Origin of the sequence: Streptomyces sp. PA03-6a (genome assembly GCF_033792765.1) — a bacterium.
Lineage (GTDB): Bacteria > Actinomycetota > Actinomycetes > Streptomycetales > Streptomycetaceae > Actinacidiphila.
Window position 1 is genome coordinate 1 of the sequence record NZ_JARAVK010000155.1, and the last position, 21,782, is coordinate 21,782.

Annotated in this window: 20 protein-coding genes; 12 read left to right on the top strand and 8 right to left on the bottom strand. The window is 73.2% G+C overall.

What is annotated here, in order from left to right:
• From PV350_RS30340 to PV350_RS30355, 4 genes are all read right to left on the bottom strand, one after another.
• The coding region (locus tag PV350_RS30340; protein ID WP_500337103.1) for a protein kinase domain-containing protein at nt 1–838 on the bottom strand (838 nt) is incomplete at its 3' end.
• A 202-nt stretch (nt 839–1,040) separates the two neighbouring features.
• Nucleotides 1,041–2,108 (bottom strand): SCO1860 family LAETG-anchored protein, encoded by a 1,068-nt coding sequence (locus PV350_RS30345; RefSeq protein ID WP_500337105.1) that lies wholly within the window; start codon nt 2,106–2,108, stop codon nt 1,041–1,043.
• A 212-nt stretch (nt 2,109–2,320) separates the two neighbouring features.
• Nucleotides 2,321–3,439: a Hint domain-containing protein gene (locus PV350_RS30350; protein ID WP_500337107.1), complete on the bottom strand. Its 1,119-nt coding sequence runs from the start codon at nt 3,437–3,439 to the stop codon at nt 2,321–2,323.
• 268 nt (nt 3,440–3,707) lie between these two features.
• Nucleotides 3,708–4,808, bottom strand: a complete 1,101-nt coding sequence (locus PV350_RS30355; RefSeq protein ID WP_499511166.1) for an amidohydrolase family protein — start codon at nt 4,806–4,808, stop codon at nt 3,708–3,710.
• 68 nt (nt 4,809–4,876) lie between these two features.
• On the opposite strand from PV350_RS30355, the gene PV350_RS30360 reads away from it, so the two are divergent.
• The 5 genes from PV350_RS30360 (at nt 4,877) to thpD (ending at nt 9,469) form a co-directional block, all read left to right on the top strand.
• The gene (locus PV350_RS30360; RefSeq protein WP_500337108.1) at nt 4,877–5,965 is read left to right on the top strand and encodes a pyridoxal-phosphate-dependent aminotransferase family protein; all 1,089 of its coding nucleotides are present in this window, start codon (nt 4,877–4,879) and stop codon (nt 5,963–5,965) included.
• 370 nt (nt 5,966–6,335) lie between these two features.
• Nucleotides 6,336–6,830: a diaminobutyrate acetyltransferase gene (ectA, locus tag PV350_RS30365; protein WP_499511168.1), complete on the top strand. Its 495-nt coding sequence runs from the start codon at nt 6,336–6,338 to the stop codon at nt 6,828–6,830.
• A gap of 49 nt (nt 6,831–6,879) precedes the next feature.
• A complete protein-coding gene (ectB, locus tag PV350_RS30370) occupies nt 6,880–8,151 on the top strand; it encodes a diaminobutyrate--2-oxoglutarate transaminase (RefSeq protein ID WP_499511169.1) in 1,272 nt (423 codons plus the stop codon).
• Between the two features lie 19 nt (nt 8,152–8,170).
• Entirely contained in the window at nt 8,171–8,569 is a 399-nt protein-coding gene (locus PV350_RS30375; protein WP_499511170.1) for an ectoine synthase, read from the top strand.
• Nucleotides 8,570–8,575: 6 nt separating this feature from the next.
• Nucleotides 8,576–9,469 carry an ectoine hydroxylase gene (gene thpD / locus PV350_RS30380; protein ID WP_499511171.1) on the top strand — a complete coding sequence of 298 codons (894 nt, stop codon included), beginning with the start codon at nt 8,576–8,578 and terminating at the stop codon, nt 9,467–9,469.
• A gap of 129 nt (nt 9,470–9,598) precedes the next feature.
• Here the strand turns inward: thpD and PV350_RS30385 are convergent, their stop codons facing one another.
• Complete coding sequence (locus PV350_RS30385; protein WP_499511172.1) at nt 9,599–11,134, bottom strand: aldehyde dehydrogenase (NADP(+)); 1,536 nt, start codon at nt 11,132–11,134, stop codon at nt 9,599–9,601.
• 112 nt (nt 11,135–11,246) lie between these two features.
• Here PV350_RS30385 and PV350_RS30390 point away from each other — a divergent pair, with 112 nt between their 5' ends.
• The gene (locus tag PV350_RS30390; protein ID WP_361795955.1) at nt 11,247–12,014 is read left to right on the top strand and encodes an IclR family transcriptional regulator; all 768 of its coding nucleotides are present in this window, start codon (nt 11,247–11,249) and stop codon (nt 12,012–12,014) included.
• Nucleotides 12,015–12,023: 9 nt separating this feature from the next.
• On the opposite strand, the gene PV350_RS30395 is transcribed toward PV350_RS30390, so the two are convergent.
• Entirely contained in the window at nt 12,024–14,021 is a 1,998-nt protein-coding gene (locus PV350_RS30395; protein WP_500337110.1) for a beta-galactosidase, read from the bottom strand.
• A gap of 157 nt (nt 14,022–14,178) precedes the next feature.
• Here PV350_RS30395 and PV350_RS30400 point away from each other — a divergent pair, with 157 nt between their 5' ends.
• The 5 genes from PV350_RS30400 to PV350_RS30420 all read left to right on the top strand — a co-directional run bounded on the left by PV350_RS30400 (nt 14,179) and on the right by PV350_RS30420 (nt 18,975).
• Complete coding sequence (locus PV350_RS30400) at nt 14,179–15,495, top strand: ABC transporter substrate-binding protein (protein ID WP_500337112.1); 1,317 nt, start codon at nt 14,179–14,181, stop codon at nt 15,493–15,495.
• A gap of 112 nt (nt 15,496–15,607) precedes the next feature.
• The gene (locus tag PV350_RS30405) at nt 15,608–16,528 is read left to right on the top strand and encodes a carbohydrate ABC transporter permease (protein ID WP_499511175.1); all 921 of its coding nucleotides are present in this window, start codon (nt 15,608–15,610) and stop codon (nt 16,526–16,528) included.
• Nucleotides 16,528–17,433, top strand: a complete 906-nt coding sequence (locus PV350_RS30410; RefSeq protein WP_499511176.1) for a carbohydrate ABC transporter permease — start codon at nt 16,528–16,530, stop codon at nt 17,431–17,433. The genes PV350_RS30405 and PV350_RS30410 overlap by 1 nt, the downstream gene beginning before the upstream one ends.
• Before the next feature lie 22 nt (nt 17,434–17,455).
• Nucleotides 17,456–18,478 carry a LacI family DNA-binding transcriptional regulator gene (locus PV350_RS30415; RefSeq protein WP_500337114.1) on the top strand — a complete coding sequence of 341 codons (1,023 nt, stop codon included), beginning with the start codon at nt 17,456–17,458 and terminating at the stop codon, nt 18,476–18,478.
• A gap of 95 nt (nt 18,479–18,573) precedes the next feature.
• A complete protein-coding gene (locus PV350_RS30420) occupies nt 18,574–18,975 on the top strand; it encodes a hypothetical protein (RefSeq protein WP_499516790.1) in 402 nt (133 codons plus the stop codon).
• A 48-nt stretch (nt 18,976–19,023) separates the two neighbouring features.
• Here the strand turns inward: PV350_RS30420 and PV350_RS30425 are convergent, their stop codons facing one another.
• Together PV350_RS30425 and PV350_RS30430 are read right to left on the bottom strand one after the other, a co-directional pair.
• Nucleotides 19,024–19,584, bottom strand: a complete 561-nt coding sequence (locus PV350_RS30425; RefSeq protein ID WP_499511178.1) for a carboxymuconolactone decarboxylase family protein — start codon at nt 19,582–19,584, stop codon at nt 19,024–19,026.
• A gap of 108 nt (nt 19,585–19,692) precedes the next feature.
• Nucleotides 19,693–20,658 (bottom strand): SDR family NAD(P)-dependent oxidoreductase, encoded by a 966-nt coding sequence (locus PV350_RS30430; RefSeq protein ID WP_500337116.1) that lies wholly within the window; start codon nt 20,656–20,658, stop codon nt 19,693–19,695.
• Between the two features lie 120 nt (nt 20,659–20,778).
• On the opposite strand from PV350_RS30430, the gene PV350_RS30435 reads away from it, so the two are divergent.
• The gene (locus tag PV350_RS30435; RefSeq protein ID WP_499511180.1) at nt 20,779–21,690 is read left to right on the top strand and encodes an AraC family transcriptional regulator; all 912 of its coding nucleotides are present in this window, start codon (nt 20,779–20,781) and stop codon (nt 21,688–21,690) included.
• The last annotated feature ends 92 nt before the right edge of the window (nt 21,691–21,782 follow it).

Here is a 21,782-nt window from a genome sequence, read left to right on the forward strand (position 1 = left end):
GGCCCGTGGGCGGGGTCCGCGAGGCCAGCCAGTTGCCGAGGGCTCCCCGCATCTCCGCGGCGCTCCGCGGGCGCAGGGCGGGGTTCTTCGACAGGGCGGACAGCACGATCGCGTCGAGCTCGGGCGGCACCAGCGGGTTGCGCGCGGAGGGCGGCGCCGGTGTCTGGTGGACATGGGCGTACATCACCGACAGCGGGGTGGCCCCGGCGAAGGGGACGGTGCCGGTGAGGAGTTCGGTGAGCATGCAGGCGACCGCGTACAGGTCGCTGCGGGCGTCCACGGCGTCGCCGGCGCACTGCTCGGGGGCCATGTAGCCGGGGGTGCCGATGGCGGAGCCGGTGCCGGTGATGCGGGACAGCGAGTGGACGACCCGGGCGATGCCGAAGTCGGCGACCTTGACCGTGCCCCCGGTGGCGATCAGGACGTTGGAGGGCTTCACGTCGCGGTGGACGAGTCCGTGGGCGTGGGCGTGGGCGAGGGCGTCCAGGATCTCGCAGGTGATGCGGACGGCCCGCTCGATCTCCATCGGGGCCTGTTCGCGGGCGAGTTCGGCGAGGGTGCGGCCCTCGATGTGCTCCATCACCAGGTACGGCACGACCGCGTCGTCCGTCCTCACCTCGTCCTGGTCGTGGACGGTGACGATGCCGGGGTGGTTGAGCCCGGCCGCCGCCCGTGCCTCGCGGGCGAAGCGGCGGCGCGCCTCGGGGTCGCGGGCCAGCTCCGGCAGGAGCGTCTTGACGGCCACGGTCCGGCCGAGCCGGGTGTCGTACGCGAGATGGACCCGGGCCATGCCGCCGGAGCCGAGCAGCGCCCGCAACTCGTACCGTCCCCCGAACATGCGACCCCCCGGCCCCGTCCGCGACGGGCGCGCGGACACTCCCCAACAGGGTAGTGGAAAGTGCCCTTTTCAGACGCCCGTGAGCGAGCGGCCGGAGCGGGGAGCGGTGCGGGAAAGCGCGTGGAGGGCGGCTCCGGACACTCCGCCGCCCTCCACGTCCCCCCTCACCCCTGGTCCGCCCCCCGGGGTCGACCCGGAGTCGTCAGTCCCGGGCGCTCTCGGCCGCCGGCTTGCGGCGGGTCTTGCGGATCACGAGGAATCCGGCGGCGAACAGCAGCACCGAACCGCCCGCGAGGTACGGGGTCATGGAGCTGCTGCCGGTCTCGGCGAGGTCGCCGGCGGCCGCGGGCGCGGCCTGCGGGGACTGGTCGGCGCGCGCGGACTCCGACGGCCCGGCCGACACCGAGGGCTCCGCGGACTGCGAGGGCTGCTCGGACTCGCCGCCGGTCTGCGGCTCCTCGCCGCTGCCGGAGTCGTCGCCGCCGTTGTCCCCGTCGCCGTTGCCGCCGCCGTGGTGCCCGCCGCCGTCGTGCCCGCCGCCGTCGTGCCCGCCGCGGCGGGGCGTCTCGCAGGTGGCCCCGGCGAGGGTGACGGTGCCGTTCACCTCGGCGACGCCGAGCTTGAGCGGGTTGACCTCGACCGACAGTTCCAGTGCGGTGGCGGCGGCGCTGCGCGAGGTGACGGTCCTCTTGGCGAGGTCGAGGCGGACCTCGCCCACGCCGGGCACCTTCACCAGGGTCGTGCCGCCGGCCGACACCTTGACGCGCTTGCCGAGGACGACGACGTGGCCGGGCAGCTCGACGTCGGCGACCGGCTTGCGGCCGGCCACGCACGTGGCGCGGGCGGAGATCGCGTCGGCCTTGATGAGCCCGAGCAACGGCAGTCCGGGCAGGCTGACGCGCGCCTTGACGAGGTTGGCGTAGCCCTCCGCCTTGTGGCGGTCGGCGGTGGCCCTGGCGGTGGCGACGTCGGCGCGCAGGACGCTGAACGGCCTGCCGTGGTCGACCCCGTCGAGGGTGGCGGTGAGGGCGGTCTCGTCGGCGCTCGCCGGAGCGTGGACCTCGTTGAGCGTCAGGTTCAGCGGCACGTCCACGGACTTGCGGAGCAGTGAGACCTCCAGGCCGGTCCGCAGGACGACCGCACCGGCCTTGCCGGAGGAGCCGTGGGTCCCCCCGGTCGCGGCGGCCGGGGTCGCCGGCCCGAGGGCGAGGGCACCCGCCGCCAGCGCGACGGCGGCCCCCAGCGCGGCGGCGGGACGGCGCGCGGGCATGCTGAAGGGAGAGCTGGACAAAGTGGAAAACCCCCAAGTGGTCATGGAGTCGCCACGGCGCCGCTGAAGGGGACAGCGCGCTCGCCGGGCGACCTCGACCCCGTAATGATTTACGTACGGAGAGTGAACCGGCACCCGCCTGGGCCCGGTTCACTCCAAAGGGTGGTTTTCGCCTCCGTATTCGAAACCTGCGGCACATGCGTTCCCGCGCGTCACACCTGCGATCGCGCGTATTCGAGCACCTTGGCGAAGTCCACCGCGCCGGGGTCCCCATGGGAGTTGTGGCACAGCAGGCCGCCGGCCACGTAGGTGCGCGTCGAGGTCGACAGCGAGGCGATCGGCTGCTCCCCCAGGTGCTCGACCGCGAGCACCTCCGCCTCGGCGGTGACGTCGGCGACCGCGGCGCCCTCCCAGGCCCCCGCGGGGGTGCCCTGCGGGTCGGCGACCGCGGCGATCCGGTGCTTGAACGGGGTGAGTTCACGGCTGGTCACCCATGCGTCGCCGTGCGGCAGCCGTACCAGCCACGGATGGTCGGCCGTCGCGACGACCTCGCCCCGCACCGTGGTCACCCGGTACGCGTCCTTGCGTGCCGGGTCGTTGCGGGTCACCACCCCGCGGCGGAGCCGGCGTCGCCCCTGCCCGCCCTCGGCGCCCGCAGCGCCCCGGGCCTCCTCCTCGTCGAAGCACGCGACCTCGTCGCCGACGGCCAGTTCGGCCGCCCGGGCCCAGCTCAGGTCGGCGCGGAGCACGGGGGTGTCCGGGTGCACGCAGTTCTCCGGCACGTGCTGGTGGCCGCAGACGCCACGGAAGGCGTTCCACTCCCGTCCGGTCATCCGCTGGCCGCCCGCGTTCCCGTACGAGCGGGGGTAGGGCAGCCAGAGCTTCGGCCCCTTCAGGGGCACACCGTGGTGGGTGTGCATCCAGGCGAGGAACTCGGCGAGTTCGCGCAGCGCCCACTGCGGGGCCTTGGGCCAGTAGACGTGCCGGTTGGCGACGCCCCAGTCCTCGTGCCGCTCGGGGTCGCAGGTGCCCACCAGCTCCACCTGGCACACGTTGAGGGTGTTGGTCTCCACCCCGCCGGGCCGGTTGACCAGGGCGCGCGAGGAGATGTCGATGTCGAAGTGCTGGTACCAGACCAGCTTCTCGTCCTCGAAGTCCGGTTTCGCCGTCAGGTTGGGCGCGCTGCCGCCGCCCCCGTACGTCGGCACGCTGCGGCCCTCGGTGGTGTGCAGCACGACGGCGTTGACCTCCATCGCGTCGCCGCCGTAGTCGTCCTGGTACCAGTACCTGCGCGAGGCCCCCGGGTACTTCTGCGGTCCCTGCCTGGTCATCGTGCTCCCCGTCCCGTTGCGGTGTCGGCCGGTACGACCGATCGCAGCACGACAGAAGAGGACGGATCGACTTTTCCCGTACAGGATCACCCGAAGCGGTGCTCCGGGATCATTCCGGGCGCATCGGTGGCCACGCTCCGCTACCGTGGCCCCCGCCGGGTCCGCCGGGTCCGCCGGGTCCGCCGGGTCCGCCGGGTCCGCCGGGTCCGCCGGGTCCGCCGGGTCCGCCGGGTCCGCCGGGTCCGCCGGGTCCGCCGGGTCCGCCGGGTCACCCCACCACGCGACCGCGCAGCACGATGCGCCGGGGCGCGGTCAGGACGCGGACGTCGGCGCGCGGGTCGTCCGGGTAGACGACCAGGTCGGCGGAGGCGCCCTCGGTGAGGCCGTCGCGGCCGAGCCACTCGCGGGCAGACCAGGTGGCGGCCGAGAGCGCGTCGAGGACGGGCAGACCGGCGGTGACGAGCTCCGCGACCTCGCCGGCGACGAGCCCGTGGGCGAGGGAGCCGCCGGCGTCGGTGCCGGCGAAGATCCGGATGCCCGCGTCGTGGGCGGCGCGGACGGTGTCGTAGCGGCGCTCGTGCAGCCGGCGCATGTGGTCGGCCCAGCGCGGGAACTTGGCCTGGCCGCCGTCCGCGAGACCGGGGAAGGTCGCGATGTTGACCAGGGTGGGGACGATGGCCACCTGGTGCTCGGCGAAGAGCGGGATGGTGTCCTGCGTGAGCCCGGTGGCGTGCTCGACGCAGTCGATCCCGGCCTCGACCAGGTCCCGCAGGGAGTCCTCGGCGAAGCAGTGGGCGGTGACGCGGGCGCCCTCCTCGTGGGCGGCGGCGATGGCGGCCTCGACGGCGCCGCGTGGCCAGCAGGCGGACAGGTCGCCGGTGTCCCGGTCGATCCAGTCGCCGACCAGCTTGACCCAGCCGTCGCCGCGCCGGGCCTCCCGGCGGACGTAGGGGACCAGGTCCTCGGGCTCGATCTCCCACGCGTAGTTGCGGATGTAGCGGCGGGTGCGGGCGATGTGCCGGCCCGCCCGGATGATCCGCGGCAGGTCCTCGCGGTCGTCGATCCAGCGCGTGTCGGAGGGCGAACCGGCGTCGCGGAGCAGCAGGGTGCCCGTGTCGCGGTCGGTGAGCGCCTGCTTCTCGGAGGTGCCCGGGTCGACCGGGCCGTGCTGGTCGAGGCCGACGTGGCAGTGGGCGTCGACCAGGCCGGGCAGGACCCAGCCCTGCACGGTGGTGAGGTCGCGGAGGCCGGCGGGGCGCTCGTAGGTGACGCGCCCGCCGACCACCCAGAGCTCGTCCCGTACGTCCTGCGCCCCGGCCAGGATGCGGCCCTTGACGTGCAGCGCGTGCGTGCCCTCGCGATCAGCCATGTCCGCACTCTACGAGCCGCCGGATACCCTCGGGCCGTACACCCCCCGACGAAGGAAGCAGCGCTGCCGTGTCCCACCCCCTCCTCGACCTGCCCCCGCTGACCGCCGCGCGCTTCGCCGCGATCGAGCGGAGGGTCGCCGCGCTCCTGCACACCGGGCAGGACGTCGTGATCACGCAGGGCGAGGCCCTGCTGCCGCTGGAGGGCTGCATCCGCGGCGGGGCGCGGCCGGGCTCGACGGCACTGAACGTGGTGACCGGACCGTACGGCCAGACCTTCGGCAACTGGCTGCGGGACGCGGGCGCCACCGTGGTCGACCTGGAGGTGCCCTTCCACGCCGCCGTGAGTGCGCGGGACGTCGCGCGGGCGCTGTCCGACCACCCGGAGGTCGACTTCGTGTCGCTGGTGCACGCGGAGGCGGCCACCGGCAACACCAACCCGGTGGCGGAGATCGGCGAGGTGGTCCGGGCGCACGGCGCGCTGTTCATGGTCGACGCGGTCGCCTCGGTGGCGGCCGAACCGCTGATGGTGGACGCGTGGGGCGTGGACCTGTGCGTGATCGGCGCCCAGAAGGCCATGGGCGGGCCCGCCGGGGTGTCGGCGGTGTCGGTGAGCGAGCGCGCGTGGCGGCGCCTGGCGGACAACCCGGCGGCACCGCGCCGCTCGTACCTGTCCCTGCTGGACTGGAAGGAGCGCTGGATCGACGGCGGGCGCAGGGCGCTGCCGCACGCGCCCGCGCAGTTGGAGATGCTGGCGCTGGAGGCCTGCCTGGAGCGGATCGAGGAGGCCGGGCTCGACGCGGTGGTCGCCCGGCACCGCGCCGCCGCCGCGGCGACCCGGGCCGGTGCGGCGGCGCTGGCCGCCGCCGTCGAGCCGTACGTGCACCGGGACCAGGACGCCGCGCCGGTCGCGACGACGCTGCGCACCCTGGACGGCGTCGCCGCCGACGCCCTGGTCGCCCGCGCCCTCGCGCTGGATCCGGGGCTTCCGCTGGTCGCCGGGGGCGGCGCGCTGGCCAAGGAGATGATCCGGGTCAACCACTACGGCCGGGACGCCGACCCGGCCGTGGTCGTCCGTACGCTGCGCGCGCTGGCCGGCGCGCTGGAGGCGGACCCCGGGCCTGCCGTGGCGGCGGCCGAGGCCGCCTGGCGGGCCTGACCCCACCCCCGCCCCCGAAGGGCCGCCCGGGCCGTTCACGCCGGCCCGGGCGGCCCTTCGCCGTCGGCGCCCGGAATTCCGTGCGGCGTGACCCCAGGGAAATTCCGGGGAATTATCCGGGGAATCCGAAAGGGCATTCCGCATTCAACTCCTGCCCCGGGATCACGGTTTCAAACGCCAAGATTCCATCAACGCGACGTGATGATTTCGAGGATGTGACCGAGCCCACAATCTCACCTTTCCGCCTCGATATATCCGGGCAAAGCATCCCACACCGATGGTCTTCACGCGCCTGATATCAGCAGCACCGGCCCGCCACAAGGGCCGCGCGGAATGCAATTCCGAATTCCGCCCGCTACGTTCTTTCCGCATGACCGCCGCAAGGGAATTGCTGCTCGACACCCCGCGAACAGAGGACGGCGCCGCACTGTGGCGCATTGCCCGCGACTCCCGGACCCTGGACCTGAACTCCCCGTACAGCTACCTCCTGTGGTGCCGGGACTTCGCCGGCACCTCCGTGGTGGCGCGTGCGGCGCACGGCGAACCGATCGGCTTCGTGACCGGCTACGTCCGCCCGGAGCGCCCCCGCGCCCTCGTCGTCTGGCAGGTCGCCGTGGACGAGGCGCACCGCGGTCAGGGGCTCGCCGCCACGATGCTCGACGACCTCGCGCAGCGGGCCGCCGCGTCCGGCGTGCGCGAGGTCGAGACCACGATCACCCCGGACAACGAGGCCTCGCACCGCCTGTTCACGTCCTTCGGCGCCCGCCACGGAGCCCGCACCGAACGCGAGGTGCTCTTCGACGCCGCGCTGTTCCCCGACGGCCACCAGCCCGAAGTCCTGTACCGCATCGGGCCCCTCGTCTGACCCGGCCGTCCCCGCACGACTCCTCTCTCCCCCACAGAAGGAATGCACGGTGACCCTCACCCCGCCCGCCCTGTCCGTCTTCGAGACCCTCGAGTCCGAGGTCCGCAGCTACTGCCGCGGCTGGCCCGCCGTCTTCGACCGCGCGCAGGGCAGCCGGCTCTTCGACGAGGACGGCCACGACTACCTCGACTTCTTCTCCGGCGCCGGGGCCCTCAACTACGGCCACAACAACCCCGTGCTCAAGCGCGCCCTGCTGGACTACCTGGAGCGCGACGGCATCACGCACGGCCTCGACATGAGCACCACCGCCAAGCGCGCCTTCCTGGAACGCTTCCGGGACGTCGTGCTGCGCCCCCGCGGCATGGACCACAAGGTGATGTTCCCCGGCCCGACCGGCACCAACGCCGTGGAGGCGGCGCTGAAACTGGCCCGCAAGGTCAAGGGCCGGGAGTCCGTGGTGTCCTTCACCAACGCCTTCCACGGCATGTCGCTGGGCTCGCTCGCCGTCACCGGCAACTCGATGAAGCGGGCCGGCGCCGGCGTCCCCCTGGTGCACGGCACCCCGATGCCCTTCGACAACTACCTCGACGGCCGCGTCCCCGACTTCCTGTGGTTCGAACGGCTGCTGGAGGACCAGGGCTCCGGCCTCAACCAGCCCGCCGCCGTGATCGTCGAGACGGTCCAGGGCGAGGGCGGCATCAACGTCGCCCGCCCCGAGTGGCTGCGCGGCCTGGCCGACCTGTGCCGGCGCCGCGACATGCTGCTGATCGTCGACGACATCCAGATGGGCTGCGGCCGCACCGGCCCGTTCTTCTCCTTCGAGGAGGCGGGCATCGTGCCGGACATCGTCACCCTCTCCAAGTCGATCGGCGGCTACGGCATGCCGATGTCGCTGACCCTCTTCCGCCCCGAGCTCGACATCTGGGAGCCGGGCGAGCACAACGGCACCTTCCGCGGCCACAACCCCGCCTTCGTCACCGCCACCGCCGCCCTCGACACCTACTGGGCGGACGGCGGCAGCATGGAGAAGCAGACGCTCAGGCGCGGTGAGCAGGCCGAGGCCGTCCTGCGCGAGATCTGCGCCGAGCATCCGCGCTCCGGCGCCCGGTACCGGGGCCGCGGCCTGGTGTGGGGCCTGGAGTTCACCGACCCCGGCCGGGCCTCGCGGGTGTGCGCCCGAGCCTTCGAACTGGGCCTGCTGCTGGAGACCTCCGGCCCCCGCGGCGAGGTCGTCAAGCTGCTGCCCGCCCTGACCATCACCCCCGAGGAGCTCGACGAGGGGCTGCGCACCCTCGCCCGCTCCGTCCGTGAGACCGCCTGACGAAAGGAACCGTCCGACCGTGATCGTGCGATCCCTGAAGGACATCGAGGGCACCGACCGTGATGTCACCGCCGAGACCGGGACCTGGCGCAGCAAGCGCATCGTCCTCGCCGACGACCGTGTGGGCTTCTCGCTGCACGAGACCGTGATGTACGCGGGGACCGAGACCTCCATGTGGTACGCCAACCACGTCGAGGCGGTGCTGTGCGTCGAGGGCGAGGGCGAGCTGACCGACGACGAGACCGGCGAGCGCCACGCGATCTCCCCCGGCACGCTCTACCTGCTCGACGGCCACGAACGGCACACCATGCGCCCCAGGACCGACCTGCGCTTCGTCTGCGTCTTCAACCCGCCCGTCACCGGGCGCGAGGTGCACGACGAGAACGGCGTCTACCCCCTGCTCACCGAGGGAGCGTGACCAGCGATGACCACCGTGACGACGACCGACCTCTACCCCACCCGTGGCACGGCCGAGGTGATGACCCCGCGTCAGGACCCGGCCGTCTGGGGCGGACCCGGCACGTCCGGCCCGATCCAGCCGTCCGAGCTGCGCGACTTCGACCGCGACGGCTTCCTGCCCGTGGACGCGATCATCGGGCCCGAGGACGTGGCCCGTTACCGCGCGGAGCTGGAGCGGCTGTGCGCCGATCCGGCGGTGCGCGCGGACGAGCGGTCCATCGTCGAGGCGAAGTCCCAGGACATCCGCTCGGTCTTCGAGGTCCACAAGATCAGCCCGGTCTTCGCCGAACTGGTCCGCGACCCCCGCGTCGTCGGCCGCGCCCGGCAGATCCTCGGCTCGGACGTCTACGTCCACCAGAGCCGGATCAACGTCAAGCCGGGCTTCGGCGCCTCCGGCTTCTACTGGCACTCGGACTTCGAGACCTGGCACGCCGAGGACGGGCTGCCCCGCATGCGCACGGTCTCGGTCTCGATCGCGCTGACCGAGAACCACGCCACCAACGGCGGCCTGATGATCATGCCGGGCTCGCACCGGACGTTCCTGGGCTGCGCGGGCGCGACACCGGAGGACAACTACAAGAAGTCCCTCCAGATGCAGGACGCGGGCACGCCCTCCGACGCGGCCCTCACGGAGCTGGCGGGCCGCCACGGTATCCGGCTCTTCACCGGGCCGCCCGGGTCCGCGGTGTGGTTCGACTGCAACGCCATGCACGGCTCGGGGGACAACATCACGCCGTACCCGCGCAGCAACGTCTTCATCGTCTTCAACAGCGTCGACAACGCCGCCGTCGACCCCTTCGCGGCCCCGGTCCGCCGCCCCGAGTTCATCGGAGCGCGCGACTTCACGCCTGTGCGGTAACCCTCCGGGGTGCGGGTTCTGTGTGCGGCGCCGCGTTTGTTGCGGCGGGCGGTTGCCCCGCCGCAACCACAACGCACCCGCACACACCACCGGGCAGCCCGGCGCAGCCGCCCGCAGGCGGGAACCCCGTCAGGCCTCGCGGCGCCCGTTGAAGCGGCGCGGCAACCCCAACGGGTTGCCGTCGCGCAGCTCCGCCGGAAGCAGCCCCTGCGGCGCGTCCTGGTAGACGACCGGCCGCAGCCACCGCTCGATCGCCGTGCCGCCCACCGACGTGGACGTCGAGGTCGTGGCCGGGTACGGCCCCCCGTGGTGCATGGCCGGGGCCACCGCGACCCCTGTGGGCCAGCCGTTCACCACGACGCGCCCCGCCAGCGGGGTGAGGCGGCGCAGCAGGTCCGCGCCGGAGCCGTCGGCGTCGGTGCCGGACGCCTCGGCCTCGCTCAGGTGCGCCGTCGCCGTAAGGTTCCCGGGGAGCCGTCCGAGCACCCCCTCGACCTCCTCCGCGCCGCCGTACCGCGCGACGACCGTGACCGGCCCGAAGTGCTCCTCCAGCAGCGCGTCGTGCACGCCGCCCTCCGCGAGCCGGGCCGCCGGGACGGCGACGAAGCCGGCGCGCACCAGGTGCTCGCCGCCGTCGCCGGGCTCGACCGGCGCCTCCACCTCGGGCAGCGCGGTCAGTTCGCGCACGCCCGCGATGAAGTTGTCCCGCATGCGGGCGTCGAGCAGGGTGCCGGGGGCGACGTCGCCGACCGCGGCCGCCAGGGACTTCAGGAGGCGGTCGCCGGCCTCGCCCGCCGGGGCCAGTACGAGGCCGGGTTTGACGCAGAACTGGCCGACGCCGAGGGTCACGGAACCGGCGAGCCCCGCGCCGATCTGCTCGGCGCGCTCCTCGGCCGCGGCCTCCGTGATCACCACGGGGTTGAGGCTGCCGAGTTCGCCGTGGAAGGGGATCGGCACCGGTCGTGCCGCGGCGGCGTCGAAGAGGGCGCGCCCGCCCCGTACGGAGCCGGTGAACCCCGCGGCGGAGACCAGCGGGTGCTTGATCAGGTCGATGCCGGCCTGGAAGCCGTGGACCACCGAGACGACGTCGGCGGGCAGGCCGACGGCGACGGCGGCGCGGCGCAGCGCGTCCGCGCACAGCTCGCTCGTCGCCGGGTGGTCGGGGTGGGCCTTGACGACGACGGGGCAGCCGGCCGCGAGCGCGCTGGCGGTGTCGCCGCCCGGCACGGAGAAGGCGAGGGGGAAGTTGCTGGCGGAGTACACGGCCACGACGCCGAGCGGGATCTTGTAGCGCCGCAGGTCGGGCCGGGGCGGGGCGAGCGTCGCGTCGGCGTGGTCGATGATGACGTCGAGGAAGGCGCCCTCCTCGACGATCTCGGCGAAGGCCCTCAACTGGTAGGTGGTGCGCCCGAGTTCGCCGGTGAGGCGGGCAGGACCGAGGGCGGTCTCCGCGTCGGCGGCCTCCAGGATGCGGGGGCCGGCCTCCTCCAGGAAGTCGGCCGCGGTGCGCAGCAGCCGGGCGCGCACCTCGCGGTCGGCCAGCGCCGGGAAGGCCGCGGCGGCGGCGCGCACCGCGGTGTCGACCTCCTCGGCGGTGGCTTCCACGGCGACCTGCTCCCGCTGCTTCCCGGTTCGGGGATCGACGCTCCACACTGGTACGGCCACCGCGGGCACCTCCAGGCCTTCCGTTCGATATACTGAACAGCATCCGCAACTGTGAATCTGTTCGGGAGCCTACTTGTGCGGGTCCCGGCCGAACAAGGGGGGTCCACTCCAGATGGCTGCAGGTGAGGGCGGCGCGCAGGTCAAATCCGCGGTGCGGACGGTGGAGCTGCTGGAGTTCTTCGCGGGGCAACCCGGCATGCACAGCCTGGCCGCCGTGCAGGAGGCCGTGGGCTACCCCAAGTCCAGCCTGTACATGCTGCTGCGCACGCTCGTGGAGCTGGGCTGGATCGAGACCGACGCCACCGGCACCCGCTACGGCATCGGCGTGCGCGCCCTGCTGGTCGGCACCTCGTACATCGACGGCGACGAGGTCGTCGCCGCGGCCCGCCCGACCCTGGACCGGCTCTCGGACGACACCAGCGAGACCATCCACCTGGCCCGCCTCGACGGAACCAGCGTCGTCTACCTGGCGACCCGTCAGTCCTCGCACTACCTGCGGCCGTTCACCCGGGTCGGCCGCCGGCTGCCGGCCCACTCCACCTCGCTCGGCAAGGCGCTGCTCGCCACGTACACCGACGAGCAGGTCCGCAAGCTGCTGCCGGAGACGCTGGAGCCGCTCACCGAGCACACCCACACCGACCGCGAGAAGCTGATCGCGGAGCTGCACCAGATCCGCGAGCAGGGCTACGCCGTGGACCGCGAGGAGAACACGCTGGGCCTGCGCTGCTTCGGCGTCGCCATCCCGTACCGCACGCCCGCGCGCGACGCGATCAGCTGCTCGGTCCCGGTGGCCAGGCTGACCCCGGCCCACGAGCAGCTGATCAAGGACGCCCTCTTCGACGCGCGCGACCGCCTCACGCTGGCGACCCGCCGTCTGTGACCCTCGCGGTCAGGACTCCTCGCGCAGCACCCGGACGGCACCCGGCGGCACGCTGAGCCGGCCGATGACCCGTTCCCCGGTGAGCAGTTCGGTACCCGGCGCGTCGAGGGGCACCTTCGCCTCGGACCCGGTGTGGTTGATCACGAAGAGGTACGTGCCCTGCTCGCCGGCGCGGCGGACGACCTCGACGTCGCGCGGCAGTTCGGCCCGGTCCGGCAGGCCCGCGTCCTCCGCGGCGGCGGCCAGGACCGCGCCGAGCTCCGCGGGGCCGAGCCGGGTCGAGACGTACCAGGCCGTGCCCTCGCCCAGGGCGTGCCGGGTGACGGCGGGGCGGCCGGCGGCGGGGCCGTCGGCGTACGTCCACACCGGCTCGGCGCCGCGCGGCACGACGACCTCGGTCCACAGGTCGCCGGTGAGGGCGGGGCCCTCGGGGCCGTCGAGCAGGACCCGTTCCCCGTCGAGCAGGGGCGCGAACTCCTCGACGGTCAGCCCGAGCACGTCCCGCAGCGCGCCGGGCACGGGGCCCGGGTGGACGGTGTCGTGCTCGTCGACGACGCCGGAGAAGTAGGAGACCAGCAGCGTGCCGCCGCCCTCGACGTAGGCGCGCAGGTTCCGTCCGGCGGCCTCGGTGGTGAGGTAGAGGGCGGGGACGACGACGAGGGGATAGGCCGACAAGTCGGCCTCGGGACGCGTGAAGTCGACGGTCAGGTGCCGGTCGAAGAGGGCCTCGTAGTAACTGTCGGCGCGTTCGCGCGCGTCGTGGTCCTGGCTGGGCCGCCACTCCAGCTTCTGCGCCCACCAGGACTGCCAGTCCCACAGCACGGCGGCGTCCGCGACGGTCCGGGTGCCGGCGACCTCGGCGAGGGCGGCGACGTCGGCGCCCAGCCGGACCACCTCGCGCCAGACGCGGCTGTCGGTGCCCGCGTGCGGCAGCATCGCGGAGTGGAACTTCTCGGCGCCGTAGCGGGACTGCCGCCACTGGAAGAACAGGGCGCCCTCCGAGCCGCGGGCGACGTGCGCAAGGCTGTTGCGGGCCATCTGGCCGGGGGCCTTGGCGGGGTTGCGGCGCTGCCAGTTGACGCCGCTGGTGGAGTGCTCCAGCAGCAGCCAGGGGGCGCCGCCGGCGACGGAGCGGGTGAGGTCGGCGGCCATCGCCAGGTTGACGTGGGTGCGGCGGCCGTCGGTGATCAGGTAGTGGTCGTTGGTGACGAGGTCGACCTCGCGGCCCCAGGCCCAGTAGTCCATGGAGTCGCACTGGCTGAGCGCGGTCATGAAGTTGGTGGTGACCGGGACGCCGGGTGACAGCCGGTGCAGGACGTCGCGTTCGGCGGTGAAGTTGCCGCGGACGGTCTCGTCGGTGAAGCGGGCGTAGTCCAGCTGCTGGGCCGGGTTGGCGACGGTGGGGGTCAGCCGCGGGGCGTCGACGTGCGCCCAGTCGCCGTAGGTCTGGCCCCAGAAGGCCGTGCCCCAGGCGGCGTTGAGGGCGTCCAGGCTCTCGTAGCGGGCCCGCAGCCACTGCCGGAACTCCTCGGCGGACGCCTCGCAGTAGCAGGCGCCGACCGGGACCCCGTACTCGTTGTGGACGTGCCACATCGCCACGGCCGGGTGCCTCCCGTAGCGCTCGGCCAGCCGCTCGGTGATCCCGGCGGCGGCCCGGCGGTAGGCGGCGGAGCTGTGGCAGATGGCGCCGCGCGAGCCGAAGCCGTAGCGGACGCCCTCGCGGCTCACCGGGAGCGCCTCGGGGTGGGCGGCGTAGAACCAGGCGGGCGGCACGACGGTGGGGGTGCCGAGGTCGGCGCGGATGCCGTGCTCGTGCAGCAGGTCCAGCAGCCGGTCGAGCCAGGCGAAGTCGTAGCGGCCGGGCTCGGGCTCCAGCTTCGCCCAGGCGAAGATGCCGACGCTGACCATGGTCACACCGGCCTCGCGCATCAGCCGGACGTCCTCGTGCCAGACCTCCTCGGGCCACTGCTCGGGGTTGTAGTCGCCGCCGTAGGCAAGGCGCGCCATGGGATCTCCTGGGTCAACTCTGGGAACGTGCACAGCTGCCCGAGGGGCGGCTCGGCCAAGGTAACCGCACGGCCACAAGCATTGACAAGTGTCGGAGATGTTTCTCTACTGTGAACGCTCACAGCGCCCCCGCGCACCCTCGTCAGGGGAGGAACCCATGAACAAGCGCCTCGTCGCCGCATTCGCAGCGGCCGCGCTCTCCACCACGCTGCTGGCCGGCTGCGGTTCGTCGGACGACGGCGGAGACGGAGACAAGGCGGAGTCCGGACCGGTCAGCCTCACGTACTGGGCCTGGGCCCCGGGCCTGGACAAGGTCGCGGCGATCTGGAACGCCGGTCCCGGCAAGGAGGCCGGCATCACGGTCACGGTGAAGAAGCAGGCGTCGGGCGACGACCTGGTCACCAAGATCATCACCGCATCGAAGGCGCACAAGGCGCCCGACCTGGTGCAGGCCGAGTTCCAGGCCCTCCCCACGCTGGTGAGCAACGACGTCCTGGCCGACGTATCCGGGCAGGCGGGCGACGTGAAGAAGGACTTCGCCGACGGCGTGTGGCAGCAGGTGACCCTCGGCTCCGACGCGGTGTACGCGATCCCGCAGGACACCGGGCCGCTGATGTTCTACTACCGCCAGGACCTGTTCACGAAGTACGGCCTGAACGTGCCCACGACGTGGGACGAGTTCGCGCAGACGGCCCGCGCCCTGAAGAAGAAGGACGCCGAGAAGTCGCTGACCACCTTCTCGGCGACCGACCCCGGCCTGTTCGCGGGCCTGTCGCAGCAGGCGGGCGCGAAGTGGTGGACGACCTCCGGGGACAAGTGGGACGTCGCCATCGACGACGCCGCCTCCACCAAGGTCGCCGACTTCTGGGGCGGCCTGGTCAAGGAGGGCGTCGTCGACAACCAGCCGATGTACACCCCCGCGTGGAACAAGGCGCTCAACACCGGGACCCAGATCGCCTGGGTCAGCGCCGTGTGGGCGCCTGGCGTGCTGACGACCGCGGCCCCCGACACCAAGGGCAAGTGGGCCATGGCGCCGCTGCCGCAGTGGAACGCGGGTGAGAACGTCACGGGCAGCTGGGGCGGCTCCACGACCGGTGTCAGCAACGACTCGAAGCACAAGGACGCCGCGGTGAAGTTCGCGACCTGGCTGAACACCGACCCGGAGGCCGTGACGGCCCTGGTGAAGAACGGCGGCATCTACCCGGCGGCGACGGCCGCCCAGACCGGGGACGCGCTCGCCCAGGCGCCGGAGTTCTTCTCCAACCAGCCGGACTTCTACACCAAGGCGGCGGAGATCGCGAAGAACACCGCCCCGGGGGCGTGGGGTCCGAACGTGAACGTCGCCTACAGCGCGTTCAAGGACGCCTTCGGCAAGGCGGCGCAGGACAAGGCCGGCTTCGGCCCGGCGCTGGGCACGGTGCAGTCGACGACGGTCGCCGACATGAAGAAGCAGGGCTTCTCGGTCACGGAGTAGCGCGCGGCAGCCCCTCAGGCCGACCGGGGGCACCACGCGCCCCCGGTCCCGCCCGCCCGTCCGCCGCCCATCCGTCAGCCGTCAGCCGTCAGCCGTCCGAAACGAGCCGCCCATGCCGCCCACGTCCGCTGCCCGGCGCACCCGACGCCTCGCCCCCTACGGATTCCTCGCCCCCGCCGTCCTCCTGTTCGCCGCGACCTTCGCGCTCCCCATCGGCTACGCCGTCTACCTGAGCTTCCGCAAGATCGAGGTCAAGGGCCTGGGCCTGGGCCGGGGCGCACGCGGCGAGGCCTGGGCGGGGCTGTCCAACTACACCTCCGTCCTGTCCGACACCGAGCTCCTGCACGGCGCCGCCCGCATCCTCGGCTACGGCGCGATCGTCGTGCCGGTGATGCTGGGCCTCGCCCTGCTGTTCGCCCTGATGCTGGACGCGCAGCGGACCCGGCTGCGCGGCTTCTCGCGGCTGGCGATCTTCCTGCCGTACGCCGTGCCCGGGGTGGTCGCGGCGCTGCTGTGGGGCTTCCTCTACCTGCCCTCGCTCAGCCCGCTCCACTACGCGCTGGGCGCCATGGGCCTGCCGGAGCCGGACCTGCTGACCGGCGGCGCGCTCTTCGGCGCGCTGGCCAACGTCGCCGTGTGGGGCGGCACGGGCTTCAACATGATCGTGATCTACACGTCGCTGCGGGCGGTGCCCTCCGAGATCTACGAGGCCGCACGGATCGACGGCTGCTCTGAGCTGCAGATCGCACTGCGGATCAAGATCCCCACGGTGGCGCCGGCGCTCGTGCTGACCTTCTTCTTCTCGATGATCGCGACCTTCCAGGTCTTCGGCGAGCCGATGACCCTGAAGGGGATGACGAACTCGATCTCCACGACCTGGAGCCCGCTGATGAAGGTCTACCAGGACGCCTTCGTCCGCGGCGACCTCCACTCGGCGGCCGCGACGTCCGTGGTCATCGCCGTCGTCACCCTCGTCCTGTCCTTCGGCTTCCTGCGGGCGGCCAACTCCCGTACCCGGCAGGGAGCCTCCTGATGAGCGTCACGGCAACCCCCCTCGCCCAGCGGCCCGGCGCCACCACGGCGGCCCGCGCCTCCGCGCCGCGGCGGCGCCGCGGGACCGGCCTGGTCCCGACCGTCGTGCTGCTGCTCGGCGCGGCCTACTGCCTGCTCCCGGTCGCATGGGTGCTGGTGGCGTCGACGAAGAGCAGCCGCGAGCTGTTCGCGACGTTCACCTTCCTGCCCGGCACGGGCCTGGTCGACAACGTCTCCGCGCTGACGGCGTACCGCGACGGCGTCTACTGGCGGTGGATGCTCAACTCCCTCTTCTACGCGGGCCTCGGCGCGCTGCTGTCCACCGCGGTGTCCGCGGTGAGCGGCTACGCGCTGGCGAAGTACCGCTTCCGCGGCCGCGAGGCGATCTTCAACGTCCTGCTGACCGGGGTGCTGATGCCGCCGGTCATCCTGGCGATCCCGCAGTACCTGCTGATGGCCAAGGCGGGTCTGGCCGACAGCTACCTGTCGGTGCTGCTGCCGAGCGTCCTGGCGCCGTACGGCATCTACCTGGCGCGGATCTACGCCTCCGCCGCCGTGCCGGACGAGGTGGTGGAGGCGGCCCGGGTGGACGGTGCGGGCGAGTGGCGGACCTTCCGCACGATCGCGCTGCCGGTGATGCTGCCCGGACTGGTGACGGTCTTCCTCTTCCAGTTCGTGGCGATCTGGAACAACTTCCTGCTGCCGTTCATCATGCTGGGCGACGACGAGAAGTTCCCGGTGACGCTGGGCCTGTTCACCCTGCTCCAGCAGGGGGCCTCGGCGCCCGCCCTCTACACGCTGGTGATCACCGGTGCGATGCTGGCGATAATGCCGCTGATCGCACTGTTCCTGGTGATCCAGCGGTTCTGGAGCCTGGACCTGCTCTCCGGGGCCGTAAAGTCCTGAGGAGCCCCGAAGGAAGAACGGTATGAGCCGCACAGAACGACGCCGTCCCCCGACGATCCACGACGTGGCCCGCGAGGCGGGCGTGTCACGGGGCACGGTGTCGCGCGTCCTCAACGGCGGGCACAACGTGAGCCCGGCCGCGATGGAGGCGGTCAACGCCGCCATCCGCCGCACCGGATACGTGGTGAACCGGCACGCCCGCAGCCTGATCACCGGGCGTTCGGACTCGGTGGGCTTCCTGCTCACCGAGCCGCAGGAGCGCTTCTTCGAGGACCCGAACTTCAACGTGCTGCTCAGCGGCTGCACCCAGGCGCTGGCCGCGCACGACATACCGCTGCTGCTGATGATCGCCGGCGACGAGTCCGAGCGGCGGCGGATCACCCGCTACATCACCGCCGGGCACGTCGACGGCGTGCTGCTGGTGTCCAGCCACTCGGGGAACCCGGTCGCCGAGCGGCTGGAGAAGGCCGGGGTTCCGGTCGTCGCCTGCGGGGAGCCGCTGGGGCAGGGCGGCCGGGTCGCGTACGTGGCCGCCGACGAACGGGGCGGCGCGCACCGGATGGTGCGGCACCTCGTGGCCTCCGGGCGGCGCACGATCGCCATGATCACGGGGCCGCTGGACACCCCCGGCGGTGTGCAGCGCCTGGCGGGCTACCGCGAGGAGCTGGCCGCCGCGGGGCTGCCCGCCGACGAGACGCTGATCGCCGAGGGCGACTACAGCCGGGCCAGCGGGGAGGCCGCGATGACCGCGCTGCTGGACCGCTCCCCCGGCCTGGACGCGGTCTTCGTCGCCTCCGACCTGATGGCCCAGGGCGCGCTGGCGGCGCTGGAACGGGCCGGGCGGCGGGTGCCGGAGGACGTCGCGGTCGGCGGCTTCGACGACTCCCCGGCGGCGCTGGCCACGCTCCCGCCGCTGACCACGATCCGCCAGCCATGGGACCGGATCAGCGCCGAGATGGTGCGGCTGCTGCTCGCCCGCATCGCCGGTGACGAGCCGTCCGCGGTGATCCTCCCGACGGAGCTGGTACGGCGGGAGTCGGCCTGAACATCCCCTAGGATCATGGGAGTTGGGGCGTCGAAGCCGCCGCCCCCGGACTTGGAGGACCGGTGCGTCTCCCCCGCTCCCTTTCCGGCTGGACCATGGCCGTCTTCGGTGTGCTCGCCGCCGCGCTCGGCATCGTCGGAATCGTCTCGCCGGCCGTGCAGCTGTCCCTGCTCGGCTTCCACCGTCCGGACCACCGCGCCGCCGGCGACTACACCCTGGTCTTCCTCACCGCGTCCTCGATGGCGGCGCTCAACATGGGCGTGTACTACGTCCTTGCGGCCCTCGCCGACTGGCGCGCCTTCTTCCGCTGGACGGTCCCGTTCCGGCTGCTGACCTTCACCGTCTTCACCACGGCCGTGGTGATCGGCCGGGCGCCCTCCGGCTTCCTCGGGGTCGGCGTGTGGGAGGGCGTGGGCGCGCTGGTGACCGGTGCGGCCCTCTGGCACGAGGGCCGCAGGGCCCGGGCCGCGACCCCCGAGGGCGCCGCGGCGGCGTGACGCGGCCGTGGCGTGACCCGGCCGTGGCGTGACCCTGCCGCGGGGCGGTCAGGACGTACCGGGCGGGACCGCGCACTGCTCGGAGAAGCCCTGGCTGGTCAGCCCGAGGGCACTGTTGAGCCGGGAGCGCAGGTTCTCCACCGCGACCATGGCCGTGAGCTCCACGAAGGCGGCCTCACCGAGCCGGTCGAGCAGCCGGCGGGCCAGGTCGTCGGTGACGGACGGCACCGTCTCGCTCATGGCCTCGGCGTACTCCATCACCCACTGTTCGAGCTCGGTGAAGTCCTCCCGGTGCTCGCGCCAGACCGGCACCTTGCCCACCTTCTCCATGGGCAGCCCCAGGCCCTCGGCCTTCCAGTGGCCGAAGTCCACGCACCAGGAGCAGCCGATGCGGACCGCGGACGCCATGACGGCGAGGTGCCCCAGGCCCCGGTCGAGCGCGTGCCACTTCTCCACGCCCTGCTCGAAGCGGGCGTAGCTCATCAGCACCTTCGGGTTGTGGCCGACCGCCCGGCCGGGGTCGAGGACCCTGCCGAACCTGCGGCGCGCGTACCACTCGGCGAGCCGGATGAACGGGGTCCGGGGCGGGTCGAGGGAGATGCGGGACATGTCGTGCCTCCTGGGGTCGTCCGCGTCGTGCCTGCGGGAGTACGACGGACGACGGCCTCCCCGGTGTGACATCCGGGGGCGGGGGCACCTCCGGGGACGTCCGGGAGGTCACGCCCGCAGGGCGCACAGGGCGCGGTCCCAGAGCCGGTCCGCGGCGACCGGGTCCACGGCGTGGGCGGCGACGCCGCCGGGGCGCCCCTCGTCCCCGTCCACGACCTGCGCCTCCTGGTTGTCCTCGAAGTAACGTCCGGTCACCCCGTCGAGCAGCGGCGACGCCGCGAGCAGCACCGAGGTGGCGGCTCCCTGCTCCGCGGTCTTGTGGTACGGCTGCGGGATGACGGCGCCGTCCTCGTCCGTCACGCCCATCGCCCGCATGGTGCCGGCGTCGATGTGGCGCTGGAGGTTGGTGCCGAGGATCCATCCGGGGTTGAGCGCGTTGGCCGTGACGCCGTCGGCGGCCCACCGGCGGGCGCCCACCGCGAGCAGGACGTCCGCGGTCTTGGACTGCGCGTAGGCCGTCCAGGGGTCGTAGGGACGCCGCTCGAAGTGGGGGTCGCCGAAGTCGAACGCGGCGTTGCGGTGGGCTCCGGAACTGACGACCACCAGACGGGCCGACCCGGCCGCCCGCAGTGCGGGGTGGAGTGCCGTGGCGAGGGCGAAGTGCCCGAGGTGGTTGGTGGCGAGCTGCAGCTCCCACCCCAGGTCGGTGACCTGGCGGGTGGGGAGGGCCATGATCCCGGCGTTGGCGACGAGGACGTCGAGCGGCCCGCTCCAGGCGTCCGCGAAGTGGGCGACGGACGCGAGGTCGGCCAGGTCGAGGGCCCGTACGTCCACCGAGCCCGCCGGGGCGGTGGTGGCGAGTCCGCGGAGGGCCGGTGCCGCGGCGGCGGGGTCGCGCGTGGCGACGGTGACGTCCGCGCCGGCCGAGGCCAGGGCCCGGACCGTTTCGAGGCCGATGCCGGAGGCGCCGCCGGTGACGAGGGCGCGCCGGCCGGTGAGGTCGACTCCGCCGATGACCTCGGAGGCCGTGGCGTGCGAGGGGAAGGGGGTCTGCAGCAGGGGGTGGTCGAGCACGGTGACCTTCTCGGGAGGGGAACGGCTGGTACGCGAACCAGGCTATGGACGGCATCGCGTATTCTCCATAATGAAAACTCCGGAAAACTTCAGCCATCGTCCAGCTCCAGGAGGCACGTCATGGATCCGCTCGAGGACGTGCTGGCCCTGCTGGAGACCAGGGCCCATCTCTCGACGGGCCTCGTGGCGGGCGGCGAGTGGGCGGTGCGCTTCGGGGCGCCGTCCGGGGTGAAGTTCAACGCGGTCCGGCGCGGCGGGTGCCTCCTGGAGGTCGAAGGGGCGGACGGACCGGTGGAGCTGGCCGCGGGCGACTGCTTCCTGCTCACCCAGGCCCGCCCGTTCGTGCTGCGCAGCGCTCCCGGCGTGGCCCCGGTCTCCGCGGAGCCGGTGTTCGCCGCGGCGGAGGGCGGTTTCGCCCGGGTCGGCCGGGGGGACGACGTCCTGCTCGTCGGCGGCCGCTTCTCCTTCGGCGACCGCGCGCGGGCCCTGCTGCTGGACGCCCTGCCGCCGGTCATCCACGTGCCCGCGGGGACCGCGCACGCGCAGACCGTGGGCTGGGCACTGGAGCAGATCGGGCAGGAGCTGCTGCGACGGCCCGTGGCCTCCACCCTCGTGGCGGAGCACCTGGCCGTCGTCATGCTGGTCCACGTGCTGCGTCTGCACCTCGCCGAGGAGTCGCACGGCGCGTCGGGCTGGCCGGCGGGCCTGGCCGACCCCGTCGTGGCGCCCGCCCTGGCCGCGCTGCACCGCGCGCCGGCGCACGGCTGGACGGTCGCCGAACTCGCCCGCACCAGCGGGGTGTCGAGGTCCACGCTCGCCGCGCGGTTCAAGCGGACCGTGGGCTGTCCGCCGCTGGACTACCTCAGGCGGTGGCGCATCGAACTCGCCTCGCAGCGCCTGCGCAAGGGCACCGAGACCCTCGCCGTCATCGCCCGCGCGGTCGGCTACGGCTCCGAGAGCGCGCTCAGCACGGCCTTCAAGGAGGTGACGGGGAGCTCGCCCCGTGCCTACCGCGGCGGTCCCGCGGCCTGACGGGACGGCCTGAAGGGACGGCCTGGGGGCGCGGGCCTCCGCCGGCCGGGGACGGTCGGCCGAGGGGTTGTTCCTTAAAAAACTCCCGGGGC